Origin of the sequence: Bartonella sp. CM120XJJH, assembly GCF_042194715.1 — a bacterium.
GTDB lineage: Bacteria > Pseudomonadota > Alphaproteobacteria > Rhizobiales > Rhizobiaceae > Bartonella.
Window position 1 is genome coordinate 114413 of record NZ_JBHINE010000004.1, and the last position, 21601, is coordinate 136013.

15 protein-coding genes are annotated in these 21601 nt (G+C 37.6%); 13 read left to right on the top strand and 2 right to left on the bottom strand.

Going from position 1 to position 21601, the window contains the following annotated elements:
• The first annotated feature begins 146 nt into the window (after nt 1-146).
• From ACFIKU_RS03125 to ACFIKU_RS03145, 5 genes are all read left to right on the top strand, one after another.
• Entirely contained in the window at nt 147-983 is an 837-nt protein-coding gene (locus tag ACFIKU_RS03125) for a cell wall hydrolase (RefSeq protein ID WP_375641596.1), read from the top strand.
• A 175-nt stretch (nt 984-1158) separates the two neighbouring features.
• On the top strand, nt 1159-2406 hold the full coding sequence (locus ACFIKU_RS03130; RefSeq protein ID WP_375656652.1) for an aminopeptidase: 1248 nt from the start codon (nt 1159-1161) through the stop codon (nt 2404-2406).
• Between the two features lie 281 nt (nt 2407-2687).
• Complete coding sequence (gene mutM / locus ACFIKU_RS03135) at nt 2688-3551, top strand: bifunctional DNA-formamidopyrimidine glycosylase/DNA-(apurinic or apyrimidinic site) lyase (RefSeq protein WP_375656653.1); 864 nt, start codon at nt 2688-2690, stop codon at nt 3549-3551.
• Nucleotides 3552-3635: 84 nt separating this feature from the next.
• On the top strand, nt 3636-5030 hold the full coding sequence (locus ACFIKU_RS03140; RefSeq protein ID WP_375641593.1) for a M20/M25/M40 family metallo-hydrolase: 1395 nt from the start codon (nt 3636-3638) through the stop codon (nt 5028-5030).
• Nucleotides 5023-5643 (top strand): ribonuclease D, encoded by a 621-nt coding sequence (locus ACFIKU_RS03145; RefSeq protein WP_375656654.1) that lies wholly within the window; start codon nt 5023-5025, stop codon nt 5641-5643. The genes ACFIKU_RS03140 and ACFIKU_RS03145 overlap by 8 nt, the downstream gene beginning before the upstream one ends.
• A 507-nt stretch (nt 5644-6150) precedes the next feature.
• Here ACFIKU_RS03145 and ACFIKU_RS03150 read toward each other — a convergent pair.
• Complete coding sequence (locus ACFIKU_RS03150) at nt 6151-6354, bottom strand: DUF4102 domain-containing protein (protein WP_375656655.1); 204 nt, start codon at nt 6352-6354, stop codon at nt 6151-6153.
• A 722-nt stretch (nt 6355-7076) separates the two neighbouring features.
• Here ACFIKU_RS03150 and ACFIKU_RS03155 point away from each other — a divergent pair.
• The 8 genes from ACFIKU_RS03155 to ACFIKU_RS03190 all read left to right on the top strand — a co-directional run bounded on the left by ACFIKU_RS03155 (nt 7077) and on the right by ACFIKU_RS03190 (nt 20433).
• Nucleotides 7077-7406, top strand: a complete 330-nt coding sequence (locus ACFIKU_RS03155; protein WP_375656656.1) for a hypothetical protein — start codon at nt 7077-7079, stop codon at nt 7404-7406.
• A 1509-nt stretch (nt 7407-8915) separates the two neighbouring features.
• Nucleotides 8916-9749 (top strand): outer membrane protein, encoded by an 834-nt coding sequence (locus ACFIKU_RS03160; protein WP_375656657.1) that lies wholly within the window; start codon nt 8916-8918, stop codon nt 9747-9749.
• 336 nt (nt 9750-10085) lie between these two features.
• Nucleotides 10086-10907, top strand: coding sequence for an outer membrane protein (locus ACFIKU_RS03165; RefSeq protein ID WP_375656658.1), 822 nt, complete (start codon nt 10086-10088; stop codon nt 10905-10907).
• A 737-nt stretch (nt 10908-11644) separates the two neighbouring features.
• Entirely contained in the window at nt 11645-12064 is a 420-nt protein-coding gene (locus tag ACFIKU_RS03170; protein ID WP_375656659.1) for an outer membrane protein, read from the top strand.
• 181 nt (nt 12065-12245) lie between these two features.
• Nucleotides 12246-13136: an outer membrane protein gene (locus ACFIKU_RS03175; protein ID WP_375656660.1), complete on the top strand. Its 891-nt coding sequence runs from the start codon at nt 12246-12248 to the stop codon at nt 13134-13136.
• 1846 nt (nt 13137-14982) lie between these two features.
• Nucleotides 14983-16599, top strand: coding sequence for an outer membrane protein (locus ACFIKU_RS03180; protein WP_375656661.1), 1617 nt, complete (start codon nt 14983-14985; stop codon nt 16597-16599).
• 248 nt (nt 16600-16847) lie between these two features.
• A complete protein-coding gene (gene ileS / locus ACFIKU_RS03185; protein ID WP_375656662.1) occupies nt 16848-19763 on the top strand; it encodes an isoleucine--tRNA ligase in 2916 nt (971 codons plus the stop codon).
• 178 nt (nt 19764-19941) lie between these two features.
• Nucleotides 19942-20433, top strand: coding sequence for a hypothetical protein (locus tag ACFIKU_RS03190; RefSeq protein WP_375641585.1), 492 nt, complete (start codon nt 19942-19944; stop codon nt 20431-20433).
• A 641-nt stretch (nt 20434-21074) separates the two neighbouring features.
• Here the strand turns inward: ACFIKU_RS03190 and ACFIKU_RS03195 are convergent.
• Nucleotides 21075-21521, bottom strand: coding sequence for a nucleoside deaminase (locus ACFIKU_RS03195; RefSeq protein ID WP_012754668.1), 447 nt, complete (start codon nt 21519-21521; stop codon nt 21075-21077).
• Between the last annotated feature and the right edge of the window lie 80 nt (nt 21522-21601).

Sequence of the window (21601 nt, forward strand, 5' to 3'; positions counted from 1 at the left end):
TATTTTGCATAAATACTTTTTGATTACCTCTTGTATTAAAATTTTACTAAGTGGTAACAGTTAGCTATGTACTTTATTGAGAGATACAGTTAAAGCTCATTTCAAAATTTGAGTAGCTCAGAGATTATAGGAATGTGTTGCATAAGATGAAAAAAAATCGTTGGAATGTTTTTGTTACCTGTTGTGTAGCGCCGTTAGTTGTTGTGGGATGTGCTTCAAATCATTTAGAGACTGGAAAAGTAAGTAATAATAAGACAAAAACAGTTACGTATCCATTGACAGAGCGTCAATGTCTTATGCGAGCGATGTATTTTGAATCAAATCGCACAAGCCGTGAAGGAATGATTGCTGTTGGGACGGTTGTTATGAATCGTGTTAATTCAACCGCTTATCCTAAGACGATTTGTGGTGTTGTTGGTCAATATAGGCAATTTGCTCCTGGCGTTTTAACGCGTCCTATGACGGAGAAAGCATCTGTTGCTCGTGTAAGAGAGGCGGCTGATGCTGTTTTGCGGGGTGAGCGAGATAAGAAAGTTAGACACGCTAAGTTTTTTCATACCGCTGGTTTGTCTTTTCCGTATAAAAACATGCATTATGTGCAGGTTGCAGGGGGAAATGCTTTTTATGAAAAACGATCACGTGATGGAGAACTTCAAGTTCCTACAAATAATCGCCCTTATGATGTTGCTTATGCTTTTGCTCAAGAACGTTCTGGTCATGCGCCAAGCTTTATAGATGAAGGCTTAGAAAGTAGAGGAGCAAAGGCAGAGAAAAGTGCATCTCCTTCGATAGAAGTAGCACAGTCCAAGACGGCATATCCTGCGTCTTTTGCTATGGTACAGCTTGATAAAGTTCCTATCCCTGCCTATGCACCTCAAAATCTAGCTAGGAAAGAGGAAAATAAAACGATTATGACTTTGCCTTCATCAGATCAGTTAAATGCAATTGTTGCAATGTTAGAAAAACGACGCAGAAACTGGTAAGTTTTTCACGATCAAAGAAGGGTTATACACCCATTGCTGTTTATGAATTAAGTGAACCTTTTAGCAATAATGATACGCATAAATATACGTAGAGAAAGTGAACTCAAAGGATCTGAAAACAATTTATAATATGACGACGTAAAGAACGCATTTTATTTAAAGAAGGGTATTGGTAATGTACTTTGATATTCATGAGACAATTTCGCCTGAAATGCTTAATCGTCTTGCAGAAATTACAGTGAAAGTGGGGTTGAATTTACAAGAGGGGCAGGATCTCGTTTTGACTGCTCCAGTTTCAGCATTACCTTTTGTTCGGCGTATTGCATATCATGCTTATAAGGTTGGTGCTGGTGTCATTACACCAATTTTTAGTGATGATATATTATCGCTTACACGTTTTGAAAATGCTCATACAGCTAGTTTTGATTGTGCCCCTTCTTGGCTTTATGAGGGAATGGCGAAGGCTTTTGAAAATGGGGCAGCGCGTTTAGCGATTGTTGGTGATAATCCTTTGCTCCTTTCCAATCAAGATTTTGATAAGGTTGCGCGTTTGAATAAGGCGACTTCACTAGCTTACCAGCCTGCTCTCAAAAAAATATCGAATTTTGCTATAAATTGGTCCATTGTTGCTTATCCAACAGCAGGATGGGCTGAGGCAATGTTTCCTTCTTTACCACTTAATGAGGCGATTAAAAAATTAGCCGATGCAATTTTTTCTGCTTCACGTGTTACAGAAGAAGATCCGGTACATGCTTGGATTGTTCATAACGAGAATTTAAAGAAACGATCATCTTGGCTTAATGAGCAGCGTTTTTCTGCCTTACACTTTACAGGGCCAGGGACTGATTTAACTGTTGGTTTGGCAGATGATCACGAATGGCATGGTGGTGCATCCGTTGCTCAAAATGGTGTGATTTGCAATCCGAATATTCCGACAGAAGAAGTTTTCACGACTCCTCATGCTCATAAGGTTGAAGGTGTTGTTCGCTCAACAAAGCCACTTTCCTATCAAGGAACACTGGTTGATAATATTGAAGTACGTTTTGAAGCAGGGCGTATTGTTGAATCCCGTGCATCAACGGGTCAGGAAGTTTTGCAACAGGTTTTGCAAAGTGATGAGGGTGCAAGCCGATTGGGCGAAGTCGCTCTTGTGCCCCATTCTTCACCAATTTCTAAGAGTGACCTCCTTTTTTATAATACCTTATTTGATGAAAATGCTGCATGTCATATTGCTTTAGGGCAGTGTTATTCCAAATGCTTTTTAGATGGGGCATCATTGACGTCAGAAGAGATTGCAGCACGTGGTGGTAATAAAAGTGTCATTCATATTGACTGGATGATTGGTTCTGGCGAAATTGATATAGATGGCATTACCCAGGTGGGTGTAAGAGTTCCTGTATTTCGTAAGGGTGAGTGGGCTTAATCCTGCTATGCCCTCAAATATCGTCATTTGAGGTGGGATGGGATGTAAGCCTCATTGATACGTTAAGTATTTTAGAATGCCTAGTGAATATTCAAGGCAGGGCTTGGCCATAAAGCCTTTAGTTAAATGACTCACATGAGTAGGAAGACAAGTGAAAACCACTCATCAAGGATTAGTTTTTTATAGAGCAGATGTAGAGGAAGTTTTCGTTCTTTGAGGGGGGAAAAGAAGCAATTTATTGGTGATACAATTGGGAAGTATATAATTATTAAGGAAGAGAGATGCCTGAACTTCCTGAAGTAGAGACAGTTCGTCGTGGACTTGAACCTGTTGTAACTGATGCAAAGATAGTATCTGTCAGACTTAATCGTAGAGATTTGCGCTTTCCTTTTCCTGAGGCTTTTTCTGAGCGCCTTATTGGCAGAACAATTATAGAACTTGGTCGGCGTGCGAAATATTTATTATTTCATCTTTCTCAGAATGAAACGATTTTAAGCCATTTAGGAATGTCTGGTTCATGGCGTATAGAGAATGATCTTTTAAGAACGACAAGTAAATTGGTTAAGCATGATCATTTTGTCATGGGTATTCAAACAAGGGATGGTGAAGTTTATCATCTTATTTATAATGATGTGCGTCGCTTTGGATTTATGCTTTTAGTCAATACGGACAAGCTTTATGAACATCCACTTTTAAATAAGCTAGGGCTTGAACCTATGAGTAATGCGTTTTCTGGTCGTTATTTACAAAGGGCGTTTGTTAATAAAAAAATGTCTCTCAAGAGCGTTTTACTTGATCAGTCTATTGTTGCAGGTCTTGGGAATATTTATGTTTGTGAAGCACTTTGGCGGAGTCGTTTGTCTCCACAACGTGGTGCTTTTACATTGGCATCAAAAACGGCACGTGCATGTGAATTTGCAGATTCTTTAGCACAGAATATACGCAATGTGATTTCTGAAGCCATTTTGTCTGGTGGCTCTTCTTTACGTGATTATATGCGTGTAGATGGTTCACTCGGTTATTTTCAACATGCTTTTTCAGTTTATGGACGAGAAGGCAAGCAATGTTTGGAATGTGGCACGCCTATTGTGCGTATTTTACAGGCTGGACGTTCAAGTTTTTACTGTTCACAATGTCAAAAATGAATAAGGTGTCTTGCAAAATCTTACAAGAGGCTTAAAGTCGTCGTATCTATAATATAATTACACAAGGCTTGAGAGGTTTTTTTTATGCTGAATAAAGTGTTAACACATCTTGATGAAAATATAGAAAAGAGCCTTGAACGCCTTTTTTCTCTTTTACGTTTCCAATCGATTTCTACGGATTTGGCTTATAAGGATGAATGTCGTAAAGCAGCTGATTGGTTAGTAGAAGATTTAAAAACAATAGGTTTTGAGGCTTCAAGACGCGATACACCAGGTCATCCAATGGTTGTTGGACATCATCCAGGGCCTTCAGATGATTGTTTGCATGTGTTGTTTTACGGACATTATGATGTTCAGCCTGTTGATCCATTAAATTTATGGGAAGATGATCCGTTTAATCCTTCATTAAAAGAAAAAGATGGAGAACAAGTTATTTGTGCGCGTGGGGCTTCGGATGACAAAGGTCAGCTTATGACCTTTGTTGAGGCATGTCGTGCGTTTAAAAAAGAAACGGGCCAGTTACCCATTAAAGTTACTGTTTTATTTGAGGGAGAAGAAGAAAGTGGCTCTTCTTCTCTTGTTCCTTTTTTAAAAGAAAATAAGGATGAGCTTAAGGCTGATTGTGCATTGGTTTGTGATACAGCGATGTGGAATGCAGATACACCATCTGTTTGTATTGCTCTTCGGGGTATTTTAGGAGAAGAGGTTACGATTACATCAGCCGATCGTGATTTGCATTCTGGTGCTTTTGGAGGGGTAGCAGCCAATCCTATTCATATTTTAACGAAAATCTTAGCAGGGCTTCATGATGACAATGGTCGGGTAACGCTTCCAGGTTTTTATGATGGCGTAGAAGAAACACCTCCACAGATTTTGCAGTCATGGAATGCACTGAATTGTACTGCTGAAAACTTTCTTGGTCCTATAGGACTTTCCATTCCTGTTGGTGAAAAAGGACGAAGCATTTTAGAACTTGTATGGGCGCGTCCTACAGCAGAAGTTAACGGAATTAGTGGTGGTTATGAAGGAGAAGGGATGAAAACGGTCATTGCTTCTCAAGCGAATGCGAAAGTATCTTTTCGCTTAGTGCATAAGCAAGATCCAGAAAAGATACGCCAAGCTTTCCGTCATTATGTGCGCAGTCTAATTCCTGCTGATTGTACTGTTGAATTTAAGGGGCATGGCGGTTCTTCTGCAATTCAAATTCCTTATGATTCACCTTTTATCAAGGCAGCAAAAGAAGCTTTATCGCAAGAATGGAGCAATCCTGCTGTACTCGATGCTATGGGAGGATCAATTCCGGTTGTTGGAGATTTTCAGTCAATTCTTGATATGGAATCTGTGCTGGTTGGATTTGCATTATATAATGATCGTATTCATTCTCCCAATGAAAAGTATAATTTAAAATCGTTTCATAAGGGGCAGCGGTCTTGGGCGCGTATTCTTGCAGCTTTTGCAAATAGGAGGGTAAATGGCTGAGATTCGTGTTCATCAAGGTGATTTACCAAACTTAGATAATTATAAAACTGATGCTGTTGCGATTGATACCGAAACTTTAGGATTACAACCCCATCGTGATCGTTTATGTGTTGTTCAGCTTTCTTCTGGAGATGGTACCGCCGATATTATACAGATTGCTAAAGGACAAAAAAGTGCACCCAATCTAGTCAAGATTCTTGAAAATAATGCTGTCACCAAAATATTCCATTTTGGGCGTTTTGATCTTGCTATTTTAGCGCATACATTTGGTGTTATGCCAGAGGCTGTTTTTTGCACAAAGATCGCTTCTAAACTCACGCGTACTTATACGGATCGCCATGGCTTGAAAGAAATTTGTAATGAATTGCTAAATGTGAATATTTCTAAACAGCAACAATCTTCGGATTGGGCGGCAGAAACGTTATCACAGGCACAAATTGAATATGCTGCGTCGGATGTGTTATATTTGCATCGTTTAAAAGTTATATTTGAAGAACGCTTAAGACGTGAAGAGCGAGAAAGTGTTGCCAAGGCGTGTTTTCAATTTTTGCCTATGAGAGCTAAGCTTGACCTTTTAGGATGGGCGGAAGTGGATGTTTTTGCGCATAGCTAACTTTAAAAATTGGCTTTTAAATGGAGTTAATTATTGATGTGAGAGGACAAAATGCTTGTACATTATGGGCATTTTATCCTCTCATTTTTTTGATAAGAGTTATAATAAATTCTTAAGTGCTATTTCATTTGAAGTTTAGGTAATCAAAGTGCTTTTGCGAATTCATATTTTTTATTTTTGTAATAGCTTTTGTTTAAAAAAAAATTGAGGAGAGGCTGGAAACATACGGTAGGTTGGAAGACTTAAATCTCTGAAACTGGTATGCCACCTAATTGGGAGAAAATATGCAGGCGTAAATGTAAAAACCAAATCTCATCTTTACTATCATTTTTAATTCTGCTTTACGACTTTCAAAAGTATATAAAGCTCAAAAGTATATAAAGCAATGTCTGTTAAATAATAGAGATTATGCATTGCCTCACGCTTTTGTTTCTCACGTTTTTTAATGGATTTACGTTCTTCATGTAAAACAGAACGCCCTAAACGGAGTATATTTGTGTTGCTAATTCATGTGCTTTTTTTTAAGAAACCGGCACCCAAGCCCATTTCACGGGGGCGCTTATGAATGGTATAATAAGAAAGCCCCAAAATATGATATAAAATTCGTTGAGCACTCCCATTTTTACGCTTATGGAGTAATAAGCTGCTACTATCACACAACTGTGCCAACTCCCAATAATTGTGTAGTCCTTGGCACTTGAGACGGTTCATAAGAGGCATTTTTAGTTTTTTTTTATCCACACTTGTAATGTGGAAACAAATGGTTTTGATTGATTCAACATGAAAAAGATTTTGAATAAGAGGATCATCTTACGGTATTCAGGGTTCTCATTCAATATAAATAACGTTAAACGATCATTATAAATCAATATATTATATGATTAATGTATAAAGATAACTACGATTATACTGAATAATGCAAAGAGCAACTCGTAGAAAAGTGTGCTAGAAACAAGTCAGCAAGAGTTCTCTTTACTAAGTCAAAATGCCGTAATAGCTTTTGCACTTCAACAGATTCGTAAGAAGCTCCCTTTTTTCAAGAGTTTTATCCATATACAAATCTCATTTATGATGTGGAAGCGAATAAATTTTCTTCATGTATAATGAATAAGTTTGAAATGAGAGAATATCTGATATTTGAGAGGCTCATTTTGTGTGAGGAAATTAAATTATATTTATAAATCAATATGTTGATGTGAAGTTCTTATAGTTTATTATTTTTAGATGATACTTCGTGCCTTTATTTATTACTCAATAAGTGATTTCTATGTTGGCAGCGCAGGGCAATTTGCTTTTATTTTAAAATAAAAATGCTCCAAAGCTTTATTTTTAAGGATTTTCGCTTTTTATCTATAAACATATTATTTTTCTCTAGAAATTTGCAATGAAGGCACTAGATAAAATCCATTATGGATATTAATGAGGTTAAATTTATGAATATAAAATATTTTATTACAGCTTTTGCTACTTTTGCTTCAATCTCTATCACTCAGGGTGCGAGTTTTTTAGCGGCTCAAAACCTTATACAGAGAGCATCTTCAGCTATTCCTTCAAGAGGTCTTTTTTCTGGTGAACAGCTTCACAGGGTCTTATCTGAAGTTTTTCAAATAGAACTTTCTTGCACAAATAACAGCGAATGCATAACAGCAGCTAAGTTAGTAGCTGTGTCACATTCTGGTAAAAAAAGAGGATATAATCCTAAAAGAAGAACAGGGAAAAGAGGACGGCCAAACCTATTTTCACGAAGTCCAATGAGTTTTTAAAAAGTGAAAAACAATATCAAGAAGTATAATATATGCTTTGAAGTTGAAAAAGATGGGTGTTTTTATCACTTGAAAAGTGGGGGGCGTTGTTTGCAAAGGGTATTATGATTGTGTACGGAGGGGGTGAAGAGTACTCTTTGAAAAAGATATAGGTAGGTGGATTTCGGTGCAGGAATACTCTGTATAATGGCAATCGCTTGTTACAAAATTCATGGGTTTGGATAAATATAATCTCTGGATTTGGGGTTACGCTGTTATGCTTTAAATACTGTTATTTTAAGCGTGGCTATGTAACGCACATAAAACTCCTTGATAGAGTAGGGCTTGTCCAGGGAGAGCCTTTAGTTAAGTGAATCACATGGGTAAGGAGCTAAGAAAAATCCTCTCGACAAGAAACTGGGCTGTTTGCAGAAAGGATCTGATAGGATGCTTCGTCAAAATCGAGGAAGAACAAAAATGTTAAACTTTTGATCTTTGATGGTATGTTTCGACTACAGATTTATAAAATATTCTTTATTTGTCTATAATTCAAAATATCAGATATTTTTTCTGCCAAATTTATGATTTTTAAAGCAAGGTGTGGTTTGAAAACTTTAAGAAAGATTTCTCATTTTTTCAGCTTTAAGGAGATTTCTATATAAGTTTTAATGTTTATCATACCGGTTGTCTGTCTTTAGGCATTTTTTCAATTTAGTCTTGTAAAGGGGTATGAAATGATAGCCTAAAAATAAGGCTGAAGCTCTGAAAAAGACTTTACTATAAGGTTGAGAGAAGAAAAAAATAGTAAGTATGTCAAAAAAACGATAGATGCCTAAATTGTAAACAAAGAGCAAGCGTGATGAAATTGCATGTAATCTTGTTGCTGTCCATGGGGTAGTGGAGATCTTGTTCTATGTGGTACAAGCGTTCTTTACAATGATGAAAAAAGAAATACATAGCTTTCACTTTTGGTCATGCTAAGGATAAAGGTAAAAACGTTATTTGTATGAATTTAAATAGAACGGTTACATTTAGCTACTCTCAATATTATAACAGTTTTCACTGTTATAATATTGAGAGTATTAATAGGAAGCATTCCAGCTTTTAAGTAGTTTTATTTATCTACACACACTTGCTCGTTTGTGAGGTGCAGGGGGCAGTTTTGGTTTCTTTAATTTAAAAAGGCTTAAAGAGCATCTTCAATATTGCAGATGAATGAATATAAAGATATTTTTTCATTATAATCAATACATTATATTTTTATGCTAATAGCACACGCTTTACACGGTGATAATGCAGATATTTTTGAAAAATTCATAAAGAAGAGCAAGTGTGACGAGAGAAAATTATTTGTGCATTGGCATAGTTTAATTCTCATTTATTGCAGATATTACAGATCAAGCGATCAAAGGTGCTTTCATTGGTTTTTTGTTTTTTTGATAAGTGTATCATTTTTGCTACAGATATCTGAAGTTTGGGCTCTATATGGAATGATGTGTTCAAATAAATATTCAGCTATGGAGAGAAAATATGAATATGAAATGGTTAATAACAGCTTCTGCTTTCGCTTTTGTTTCAGCTTCGGCAGCACAAGCAGCAGATGTTATTGTTCCCCCTAGTCCAACACCTGTTGCTCCCGTTATTGTTGCTCCAACTTTTTCTTGGACAGGTTTTTATGTTGGGGGCCAGATTGGTGGTTTTTCTGGTAAAACGAAAATGGATATCCTCAGTAACGGAAAAAAGATTCCAGCGCCTGATGACCTTTTGCCTAAACTCTCTGGTTTCATGGGTGGTCTTTACGCAGGTTCCAACGTTGATCTTGGCAATGGCCTTATTTTAGGTGTTGATACAGATATCATGTGGTCTAATAAAGATGACACGAAAACAGGAAACACATATGTTATTCTTCCAGATCACATAAATTATATTAAGAAGATATTAACAGAATCTGGAATTAATATTGGTAAAGATGCACTTGTACCTGGTGCTAAACGAACCCACAGTTTCACTTTTAAAGAAAAGTGGGCTGGTGCGACACGTGTACGTATTGGTTTTGCAGCTGAACGCATTATGCCTTATGTTGCTGGTGGTATCGCTTATACACAGCTTCAAGATACTGCATCAATTTCAATAACAGGAAAAGATTCAGATAAAGTAATAGCTTCTGGTACCTTGTCTGATGAAACAAAGACCCTTGTTGGTTACACTCTGGGTGCTGGTGTTGACTTAGCCATGACCAATAACGTTATTGTCCGTGCGGAATATCGTTACTCTGATTTTGGTAAAAAGAAATTCTCAAATGATAAATATGAGACATCTTACAAAACCAATGATTTCCGTGTTGGTGTTGCTTACAAATTTTAACAGATGGTAAGTTAAATAACAGAGCCTCTGTCAAAGACAGAGGCTCTGTTATTCTCTGTTGCTATATTATCACACAACACATAATTTATTGTGGATGTGGAAAGATATTATTCAGATTTTATAAAAAAGACTTTCATAAGCAATAAACAATAATTACATTTAAGATCAATAAGTTATTTATATATACAGTTTGTAATTTCTCGTACACAATCAAGCTATGAAGCGATTTTGTCTGGGATGTTGCCTCCATTTTCTGTGACTGTATCATTTTTACTACAGCTTTTCTTCGTTTAATCTTGTAGCACTGTGCTCATAAATAAATTAGGAGCAAAGTTTATGAATATAAAATCTTTAGTAACAACTTCTGTTATCGCTATAGCGGCAGCTTCTGCGGCACAAGCTGCTGATGTTGTCATCCCTCATGAAACAGCACCAGCAGTTATCGCAGCAGCCCCTGCCTATTCTTGGACAGGTTTTTATCTTGGTGCTCAGATTGGTGGGCGTTCAATAAAATCTGATAACTTTTCAAACGATTTTAAGTTTTCCGGTATGATCGGTGGTCTATACACAGGTTACAATATTGATCTCGGCAGTGGTGTAGTCTTTGGCTTGGATACAGATGTCTCTTTTGTTGGTAAAAAAGACACAGTTAATTACGGGGAACATACGGTTGGAGGACTATTAAATAAAACTGCTGAAGGTATTACTAAAATCCTTACAGAAGCTAAGATTCCAGTGAAAGATGGTCTAAAAGTTGCATCAGGAGATGCATACACCGAAAGTGTTACTCTGAAAGAAAAGTGGTCTGGTGCTACACGCGTTCGCATTGGATTTGCTGCTGATCGTATCATGCCTTATATCGCTGGTGGTGTTGCTTATACGCAAATGCAAGGAATTTCCGCGATTGAAGTGAAAAAAGCTGTTGATACTTCTGCTGATTCTGGTAAATTGGTTGCTTCTGGTAACGTATATGATGAAACAAAGACCCTTGTTGGTTTCACCCTTGGTGCTGGTGTTGACTTTGCAATGACAGACAATGTTCTGTTGCGTGCAGAATATCGTTACTCAGACTATGGTAAAAAGAAATACTTTAAAGACACAGCTGAACTTCAATACAGAGTCAATGATTTCCGTGTAGGTGTTGCTTACAAATTCTAATTTCGTAAAAAACGAAATAAACTTCCAAGAGGCTCTGTCAAAGACAGGGCCTCTGTTATATTAATACACACCCCATATTTGTTGGAGATGTAAAAAGATTTTCATAAACGACAGGTAATAATTACGCGGTAAAATCAATATCTTATGAATATGCATATTTATAATTTCTTGCACGAAGTGAAGTTAGTAGCGTTGTAAAGTCATGCAGAGATTTTGTTTTGAGCGCATCCTCCATTTTCTATGACTGTATTATTTTTTACTACAGCTTTTCTCTATGTAATCTTGTAGCATTATCCTCTAAATAAATGAGGAACAAAGTTTATGAATACAAAATCTTTAGTCAAAACGTCTATTATCGCTATGGCTGGAGCTTTTACGACATAAGCTGCAGACATTATTCTTCTTCGTGAAACAATCCCAGCAGTTATCACAGCCCTTTCGTTTTCTTGGATAGATTTTTATCTTGGTGGTCAAGTTAGCAACTTTTTAAGTCAAAGTTGATGTATTTGATTTAGAAGCAAAAGAAAAAACTTCATAAAGATGGACTACCTAAGCCTTCAGGTTTCATCGGTTGTATTTATTTAGGCTCCAACATAGATCTTGGAAATGTCCTCATTCTAGGTGTTGAAACCGATGCAGTCTGGGCAGACCGAGGAGAGACGAAGACGATTTCAAAGATTCTTGCGATTGATAAATTTGATGATTTTAATGATGAATTTGAAGATGCTGGTGTTACATTGGATGAAGATGGAAAGTTTCAAAAGGGTAACACAGCAGTGTCTCGCATTGGTTTAAAAGGAAAAAGGTCTGGTGAAACACGAGTTCGTGGTGGCTTTTTCGTCGCTGACCGCATTATGCCTTATGTGTCCGGTGGTATTGCCTGTGCGCAAATACAAGGTGTTGGTAAAGTTTCAGGAACAAAAAAGTCGGCAAATGGTAAATCAAGTAAACCCGTTTCTGCTACGGTATTTGATAAAACAAAAACAATGGTGGGTTTCACCCTTGGTGGTGGTATAGATTTTTCGATGACAAATCATATTCTGCTTCGTGCGGAATACCGTTATTTAGACTTTGGTAAGAAGGAATTTAAAAAGGGTTATCTTAAACTAGGCTACAAAAGCAATGACTTTCGTGTAGGTATCGCTTACAAGTTTTAATTTAATCAAAATCGCAATTATGAATAAAAAGTATTAATAAAAAGTTAAATTTTAAAGAGATCTTGACTTTGACAAAATCGCTGTTTTCTGGGCTTTATTTGTATAATTGTGACATTTTTACTACAGCTTTTCTATCTATAATCTTGTAAGGTCATTTTATAGTTAATTTAGGAGCAAAATTATGAATATAAAAGCTTTAATAGCAACTTCTGTTGCCGCTTTAATTTCAGCTTCTGCGGCACAAGCTGCTGACATGGTGATCCCTCGTGAAACAGCCCCAGCAGTTATCGCAGCAGCCCCTTCGTTTTCTTGGACAGGTTTTTATCTTGGTGGTCAAATTGGCAACTTTTCGAGTAAAACTAAAGTAACTATTCCAGGAGAAGATAACGAACTTTTCAACAAAGATAACACACCTAGTCCTTCTGGTTTTATGGGTGGTATTTATGCAGGGTCTAATGTAGACCTTGGAAATGGTCTCATTCTCGGTGTTGAAACCGATGCAGTTTGGGCAGACCGTGAAGAATCAAAAAAAGCCCGTGAATTGACTCTTACTAGAAAAGAGGCAGCAGATTTTAATGCTTACCTTGAAAAAGCTAAGGTTGAATTAAAAGGTCAGCAACAGTTTCAAGAAGATGACAAGGTAACAGAAACGCACAGTTACAAAGAAAAATGGTCTGGTGCTACGCGCGTCCGTATCGGTTTTGCTGCTGTTGACCGTATTATGCCTTATGTTGCTGGCGGTATTGCCTATGCGCAGGTACAGGGTATTCAATCCGTTGCAGGAAAAGGAAAGAGAGATAAAGTTGAGCAGAAAGCTGACGGAGGTGAAAAAGAGCCACCAGTAGAAAATAAGCAAAATGTAGATTTGACTGGTGGTGCTTGGGCTGATGACACGAAGACAATGGTTGGGTTTACTATTGGCGGCGGTGTTGACTTTGCAATGACAGATAATGTTCTTTTACGTGCAGAATACCGTTACTCCGATTTTGGTAAAAAGAAATTCGCAAACGATACACGTGAATTCAATTACAAAACCAATGACTTCCGTGTAGGTGTCGCTTACAAATTCTAATTTCGTAAAAATGAAATTAGAAGCATAAAAATACTAAGGCCTCGTTAAACGAGGCCTTTATTTTATTCGCTCTCTCTTAATCCCTTCTATTTTTATTTGTATCATTTTGCGCTATAAGACTTTAAAGAAAAAAGTTTTATATTATAGAGGGCGAATTGATGGTATATATGGATTTTATAGCTACTAATTACATAAAATCTTATATCACTGCTATCGTTTTACGCCTAAGTGAAAAGTATTCAATTAATCTCAGAAATAGGAAACGATCATAACCAGTGACTAACTTTATTCTGCATATACCAGATTAGAGCGAACGTATTACGTATATCTGTTAGAGTAAGTTCTGAAACGGGAATACAGCCTCACTGGGGAAGCATATGAAGTGACAAAGAGAAAAACTAGTTTCCAACTGTATCATCTTCTTTTAATTTAGCTTTACGATTTTCAAAAGCATTTAGAGCAACATTTTTTTAATAATGAAAATGAAGATGACGCATTGTCTTACATTTTTGTTTATTGCATTCTTTTTATAGAATCTACCCTCAATCAGAGATGATTTCATAAGTCCAACCTTGGCTTGCGTAATAAAGCTCGAAAACCTGTTTTTATCGCTCTAAATCGTCTTTTTTATGGCTCGATACACGAGCATAAGCAATAGTTTTTTTGTGACAGTTCTCTTGAATGGAAAAGATCAGGTCTAAGCCTAGATAGGTCATAACGGTGGTGATTTACTACCTTATGCTCAGAAATAATTTCACCTTCCCAACGGCGTAAAGTGCTAATCGACTCCCCCAAAGTTTGAGCTGTTCTACCTATCCCAATAAATCTGCCCATAATATATATTATTATACACATATAAATAGATTACAAAAAAACTGTTAAAGCCCCTTATGCAAAACAAAGCGTCTCAAACGGAATACACTTGTTGTTGTGTATTCACACATTTGTTTTAAAGAAATATTTTTCAAAGTACATCAAGCCCACTTCATGTCAGTATCCGTGAGTGATGTAAGACGGTAAAGCCTCCCAATGAAATAATATAAAATCTATAGAGCACCATTATCTTTACACGCTTAATAAAAAGAGCAAGCTAGCATCATCATACATTTTGCCGGCCACGAATGTTATGGATAGACCTTGGCTGTTAAAAGCGTTCATAAGAGGCATTTAAAATTCTTTAATGTTTTTATTTAGGCTACTCTTTCCACTTGTGGTGTACAAGAGACATGGTTTTGATTAATACAACATGGAACAGGTTTTAAAGGATAGAATCCTACAGTATTATTATTTTCATTCAACATGAAAATAATAAGTTATCCTTATAAATCAAACCGATGTTTCAGAATGAAGATGTTTATGGAAAGAATTTAAAAGTTTTTTTGCGAGTGTTTGAATAAGTTCTTTGTTTTTATTAATTTTAGATACAAAATATTATTGCTAAAGCACCAAAAATAGATCATGCGATAAATGGATGAAACTTTGATGTCTCTTGGTTTTAAAAAAGGCAATATTTGATTTCACTATTTGCGCTGGCATTGATTTTGAAATAACAGATGATAGTTTATTGCATGCAGAATACTGTTATTCAGATTTCGGTAAAAAGAAATTTATAAAGAATATTATCATTAACAGTTATGCAAAAATTTAATTAAAATGAATCCAACCTTAAGATACATAATTCTAGTGTAGTTTAGTTTACAAATTTTCATTGAATGAAAAATTAAAAAATTAAGAAGCCTTATTTTCAAAAAAATCTTTATTTTTTTGTGAGTGTGTCATTTTTGCTACAGATCTTTCAAAAAAGATGCTCTATATACATTTCATTTTGGATATTTGGAGAGATTTCATGAATACAAAACGTTTAATAACAGCGTCTATTTTTTCTTTAATTTCAGCGTCTACAGCGCTAGCTGCTGATGTTATGATTCCTCATCAGCCAGCATCATCGACTTCTTCTACCATTGTTGCGCCTACTTTTTCATGGACAGGTCTTTATTTAGGTGTCCAAGCTGGTGGTTTTTCGAGCAAAGCTGATATGGCTCTTGTTGGTCAAGAAAAGAGTTTGCCACTAGATAAAGAGTTCTCTCCTAAACTTTCAGGTTTTATAGGTGGTTTTTATGCTGGTTCTAATATTGACCTCGGTGATAACTTTATTTTTGGTGTCGATACGGATTTAATGATATCTGGTAAAAAACACACAAAGACCATTAACATAGGTGCGGCTGATAACACGACAATAGAAAATGCAGTCGTAAGATCGCGCAGATCCGCAGAACCAAAAACACCTCCAGCCCCACCAGCAGTACCAAGAACACAAGCACAAAGAACCGCTTCAGGAACACCTGCAGGTGTAGGAACTATAACAGGAGGGACTCCAACGGCAGAAGCCGTATCAGGAAAATCTGCTGCAACGCAATCCGGTCCAGCAGCAACTACACCAGCAGCAGCTAAACCAGCAGCAGCTCAACCAGCAGCAGCAGCTAAACCAGCAGCAGCAGCTCAACCAGCAGCAGCAGCTCAACCAGCAGCAGCAGCTAAACCAGCAGCAGCAGCTAAACCAGCAGCAGCAGCTAAACCAGCAGCAGCAGCTCAACCAGCAGCAGCAGCTAAACCAGCAGCAGCAGCTAAACCAGCAGCAGCTGAACAACCACAAGCAGGAGCAGGACAATCAAATCAATCAGCAAATGCAGCTCAGCAACCACAAGTAGGAGCAAGGCAATTAAGTCAATCCCCAACAACTAGAAGTTCTGGCAATGTTAATTCAGCAGTAGAAAGAACAGTACCGAGCGGAGGGACACTTGTACTGGCGAGATCAGCATCATCCTCTGAATCAGCAAAAGCTTCCAATGGAACAAGTGGAGCCCACGGTTATCATAGTACTCATCATGGTAGCGGAAATGCTAATCCGCATGGTGCAACTCACGCAGGGGCACATGGCTCTGGCGCTCATGCGCATGGTGCTAATCCACATGCTTCTCGTTCTCACGGTGCACAAAGTACACAAGCGGTGGATAAGAACAATTCCAGTGTATATGGTATAGAACAAATGAAAAAGATGGCTTCTGAACTTGGTCTTGATCAAGAGGATGAAGTTGAAACTTTAAGTCATACTTTCAAACAAAATTGGGGTGGTGCTACACGGGTACGTATTGGTTTTGCTGCTGATCGCTTTATGCCTTATCTTGCTGGGGGTATTGCTTATGGGCAGTTCCAAGACACTGTATCAATATCCGTTAAGGATGAGGATGGAAGAGTCGTTTCTTCTAAGAACTTAGCTGATGAAACAAAAACCATGATTGGCTATACACTTGGTGGTGGCGTTGATTTCTCGCTTCTGGATAATGTGATTGTACGTGCAGAATATCGTTACTCTGATTTTGGTAAAAAGAAATTTGCAAAGGAAAAACTTGAAGTTAACTACAAAACCAATGATTTCCGTGTTGGTGTAGCTTATAAATTCTAATTTTTTAAAGAGTAAATTTCTAAGAGGCTCCACTGTCGGTGGAGCCTTTATTTTTTAAAAGATCACTTTTTGGTTTCTTTTCTTGTGAATTTCGTGATAAAGCCCATAGAGTGTGATGATATATTTTCCTGATCGCTGCTTAATACGAATAATAAGCTCGGCTTTCCCTATAGATAAAAACCAAAGTTGCAGGGTTCAGGGAAGTTATGCAAAAATGAAATCGTAAAAGTGGACAGGAATATTTCACAATGGCTGTGAAAAATGAAACAATAGATTATTCAAAAACTCTTTATCTCCCACAGACAAATTTTCCTATGCGTGCAGGGCTTCCGCAAAAAGAGCTTGAATTGATGGCGCGTTGGGAAAATATGGGGCTTTATGCGCAATTACGCCAACAAGCAAAAGATCGTCCATTTTATATTCTTCATGATGGCCCACCTTATGCCAATGGTCATATTCATATCGGGCATGCTTTAAACAAAGTTCTAAAGGATGTGGTTGTCCGTTCATTCCAAATGCGCGGTTTTAATGCAAATTATGTACCTGGTTGGGATTGCCATGGGCTTCCAATCGAATGGAAAATTGAAGAAAAATATCGAGCACAAGGAAAAAATAAGGATGAGGTACCTCTTAACGAGTTTCGTCAAGAATGCCGTGAATTTGCACAGCATTGGGTAACCATTCAAAGTGAAGAATTTAAACGCCTTGGTGTCGTGGGAGATTTTAACACGCCTTATACTACAATGGCGTTCCATGCAGAAGCACGCATTGCCAGTGAATTGATAAAATTTGCTATGTCAGATCAGATTTATCGTGGTTCTAAGCCGGTGATGTGGTCTGTTGTGGAGCGTACGGCTTTGGCAGAGGCTGAGATTGAATATCATGATCATGAATCAGAGGTGATTTGGGTTAAGTTTCCTGTTTTTGAAGCAAATTCTGATGATTTATATGGTGCTTATGTCGTCATTTGGACAACAACGCCGTGGACAATTCCAAGCAATCGTGCAGTGAGTTATTCTTCGCAGATTTCTTATGGTATTTACGAAGTTGAAAGTGCTGAAAATGATTTTGGTCCTCAAGTGGGAGAAAAGCTTCTCTTTGCAGACGCTTTAGCGATGAGTTGTGCAGAAAAAGCCAAACTTGTTTTGAAGCGTTTGCGTGTTATTTCTGCTGAAGAATTGAAAGCTCTTGTTCTTTCTCATCCACTCAAAGGTTTGGCTGGGGGGTATAACTTTAAAATTCCATTGCTTGATGGTTCGCACGTAACAGAGAGTGCTGGTACAGGTTTTGTCCATACAGCACCAAGCCATGGGCGTGAGGACTTTGAAATTTGGAATGATTATAAGTCCTTACTGGAGCAAGCGGGGATTGATTCGTCTATACCGTTTCCTGTTGATGATGCAGGGTTCTATACGAAAGATGTTCCAGGTTTAGGACCAGATCGTGAAGGAGGACCTGCGCGTGTTATTGATGATAATGGAAAAATGGGTGATGCCAATAAAGAGGTCATTAACGCTTTAATTAAAGCAGATCGATTGTTTGCACGGGGGCGTTTAAAGCATTCCTATCCCCATAGTTGGCGTTCAAAAAAACCCGTTATTTTTCGCAATACACCGCAATGGTTTATTTCAATGGATAAAGATTTTGGGGATGGTTCAACTTTACGTAGTCGGGCTTTGGAAGCTGTTTCGAAAACGCGTTTTGTGCCGTCTTCTGGTCAAAACCGCCTAGCTTCTATGATAGAAGATCGTCCTGATTGGGTTCTTTCTCGTCAGCGTTCTTGGGGTGTTCCTATTTGTATTTTTGCGAATGAGGATGGTGTTATTCTAAAAGATGAAGGTGTGAACGAGCGTATTTTACGGGCTTTTGAAGCAGAAGGGGCAGATGCATGGTTTGCTGAAGGAGCACGTGAACGTTTTTTAGGTGAGCGTGCACATGAGCCTTGGGTACAGGTTTATGATATTTTGGATGTTTGGTTTGATTCTGGAGCAAGCCATAGCTTTGTGTTGGAAGATCGGGTTGATTTGAAATGGCCTGCTGATGTTTATTTTGAAGGTTCAGATCAACATCGCGGATGGTTCCAATCTTCTCTTTTGGAAAGCTGTGGTACGCGTGCTTGCTCTCCCTATAAGGCAGTGATCACACACGGTTTTACTTTGGATGAGAATGGTAAGAAAATGTCTAAATCTTTAGGCAATACGGTTGTTCCGCAAGAGATCATTAAAACATCTGGAGCTGATATTTTTCGTCTCTGGGTTATGACAACTGATTATTGGGAAGATCAGCGTTTAGGCAACAAAATTCTTCAAACAAATGTGGATTCGTATCGTAAACTACGCAATGCAATTCGTTGGATGCTCGGAACTTTAGCATATGATGATGGAGAAGAAATATCTTATGGCGCACTGCCGGATCTTGAAAAATTTATATTACATAGGCTTTTTGAACTTGATCAGTTAATTAATCGCGCTTACGACGAATTTGATTTTAAAAAGATTATGCGTGCATTATTGGATTTTTCAATCATTGAGTTATCGGCATTTTATTTTGATATCCGCAAGGATTCCCTTTATTGTGATGCGCCTTCATCAAAAAAACGCAAGGCCTCCTTGCAGGTTGTTCGTGAGATTTTTGAGCGTATGGTAACATGGCTTGCTCCAATGTTGCCTTTTACTATGGAGGAAGCTTGGTTAGAGCGTTACCCAGAAAGCCAATCGGTGCATTTAGAACAATTTCGCTCTGTACCAGAAGAATGGCAAAATCAATCTTTAGCTGAACGTTGGAAAAAAATTCGGCAGGTCCGTAAAGTTGTTACAGGTGCTTTAGAGCTTGAACGCGTTGATAAGCGTATTGGATCCTCGTTAGAAGCCGCTCCTGTTGTTTTTATTTCCAATCCGGTTTTACGGGAAGCATTAGAAAATGTGGACATGGCGGAGATCTGTATTACCAGTGCACTCACAATTACGCAGGATACAATACCTTCTGATGCTTTTACTTTGAGTGATGTTGAAGGTGTTGGTGTATATCCAGAGAAGGCATTAGGAAAAAAATGTGCGCGATCATGGCGTTATACACAAGATGTTGGGAGTGATCCAGCTTATCCGGATGTATCTGCTCGTGATGCAGCTGCTTTGCGGGAATTGCAGATTCTTGGCAAGATTTAAAATTTTAGATTAAAGGAAAGAAATGCAAGTAAATTTCTCATATTGATGAATATAGTTTTTTGTGGTACGAAGAAAATTCCGTTGTTTTATCTGCAGGGGGGGAAATTTGTGTATGGACCGTTCTCTCATAAATAACGGGAATATTAATCAGCCATACACCTAGGAAATGGAATAGGCAGTGAGAAAACGTGAAATAAAAATATTTCCAATAGGAATTTTAGGGATGTGCTTTGTTTTAACGGGATGTAATTTATCCGCTCCTACCTATGGTACCAATAAACCAGTTTCGATACAGTTTTTTGAAGATGTTGCTAATATTACTTCATTAACACCAACAAATAACAGCAGCCAGATTGTTATGAAACCTCATCCAAAACTTGTAATACCAAGCCCTAGTTCGCGCAGATTTTTGCCGGTGCCGCAACAAGATAGATCTGTCAATGAAATGGCAGCATCGAAGAAGAATCAAGGAAATACTTCTTTTCCTCACAAGGGATCGTCAGTTAATGGTGCTGGTTTAGAAAACCCTTCACAATTGAATGCGAAGCAACGACAGGAATATTTACGTCGTCAGAGAGCACAAGTTGGAAGTTCAAAATACCGTCGCTATCTCACTGAACCACCTTTAAGTTATCGCCAACCGGCAAAAACCGCACCTATTGGTCGATAGAGAAAAGACAAAATATTTAAAAAGTATTTTTCCAATTACTTATGATACCAAGCTCTCATTTACGCACAGTTATAATACTGCTGTAAGATGGGTATTATTCTCATGAAATAGCCATATGACAACAGCATTGAGAGAGTCCTTATGCGTTTTCTAACAAGAAACATTTTTCAAGCTCATTTTACAACATCGTTCATGTGGATAGTATAACGTAAAATCTATTGTGCTCCAGCAGCTTTATGCTTAGGAAGGAGAAAGCTGATACCATCATTTTATTTTCAGACTCCAATGTTGCGACAATTCTTGCATTTGAGAGCCTTCATAAGGGATATTTTTAGTCTTTTCTAAAATGTTCTTTATCTAGACGATAATCCGCTTACGATGTGCAAAAAGTGGTTTTTATTGATTCAATGTAATTTGGAATGAGAGTATATCTACGATATTTTGGACTTTATATTTTATATACAAAATAATAAATTATTCTTATGAATGAATGTATCATCTAATAGAAGAAATATGCAGCATTAAAAGAGAGAAAAATGCTTCGAAATAGCTTTTGCTATATATATCAGAGGAATTAATAGCCTTTTTTTGAGAAATAGGATAGTTTTTAAAGAGTGAAAGTTATGGAAGAAGAAGATTTTTTAGTATCGCTTTTGTACAAAAAAATCTTTAAGTAATTGAGCAGCTTCTTTTTCTTTAAAACCAGAATAAATCTCAGGTTTGTGATGACAGGTTGGTTGCTGATAGAAACGTGGACCATTTTCTATCGCCCCCCCTTTGGGATCATTTGTTGCGTAATAGAGACGTCGTATGCGTGCAAATGAAATGGCAGCAGCACACATAGCACAAGGCTCAAGTGTTACATAAAGATCGCAATCAGGAAGCCTTTCGCTTTGCAATGTTTCGCAAGCCATACGGATTGCGCGCATTTCTGCGTGTCCTGTAGGGTCATATGCAGATTTTATAAAGTTACCAGCACGTGCAATGATAGCTTTTCCACGTGTAATGACAGCGCCTACGGGAACTTCATCTTTTTTTGCAGCCCATTGCGCTTCTAAAAGGGCTATTTCCATGGGCGTCAAAGTCATAATATTCTTTCTACTGAAGGTATAGAAAATCTAAAGGTTATCTCGATAAGAAATGCTATGGAATGAATAATCTATTACGC

Bases quoted from the DNA above. Each gene is read 5' to 3' on its own strand.
- mutM (WP_375656653.1), top strand. From the start codon at position 2,688: ATGCCTGAACTTCCTGAAGTAGAGACAGTTCGTCGTGGACTTGAACCT.
- ACFIKU_RS03130 (WP_375656652.1), top strand. From the start codon at position 1,159: ATGTACTTTGATATTCATGAGACAATTTCGCCTGAAATGCTTAATCGT.
- ACFIKU_RS03165 (WP_375656658.1), top strand. From the start codon at position 10,086: ATGAATATAAAATCTTTAGTAACAACTTCTGTTATCGCTATAGCGGCA.
- ACFIKU_RS03150 (WP_375656655.1), bottom strand. From the start codon at position 6,354: ATGAACCGTCTCAAGTGCCAAGGACTACACAATTATTGGGAGTTGGCA.
- ileS (WP_375656662.1), top strand. From the start codon at position 16,848: ATGGCTGTGAAAAATGAAACAATAGATTATTCAAAAACTCTTTATCTC.
- ACFIKU_RS03195 (WP_012754668.1), bottom strand. From the start codon at position 21,521: ATGACTTTGACGCCCATGGAAATAGCCCTTTTAGAAGCGCAATGGGCT.
- ACFIKU_RS03160 (WP_375656657.1), top strand. From the start codon at position 8,916: ATGAATATGAAATGGTTAATAACAGCTTCTGCTTTCGCTTTTGTTTCA.
- ACFIKU_RS03175 (WP_375656660.1), top strand. From the start codon at position 12,246: ATGAATATAAAAGCTTTAATAGCAACTTCTGTTGCCGCTTTAATTTCA.
- ACFIKU_RS03145 (WP_375656654.1), top strand. From the start codon at position 5,023: ATGGCTGAGATTCGTGTTCATCAAGGTGATTTACCAAACTTAGATAAT.
- ACFIKU_RS03180 (WP_375656661.1), top strand. From the start codon at position 14,983: ATGAATACAAAACGTTTAATAACAGCGTCTATTTTTTCTTTAATTTCA.
- ACFIKU_RS03140 (WP_375641593.1), top strand. From the start codon at position 3,636: ATGCTGAATAAAGTGTTAACACATCTTGATGAAAATATAGAAAAGAGC.
- ACFIKU_RS03125 (WP_375641596.1), top strand. From the start codon at position 147: ATGAAAAAAAATCGTTGGAATGTTTTTGTTACCTGTTGTGTAGCGCCG.
- ACFIKU_RS03155 (WP_375656656.1), top strand. From the start codon at position 7,077: ATGAATATAAAATATTTTATTACAGCTTTTGCTACTTTTGCTTCAATC.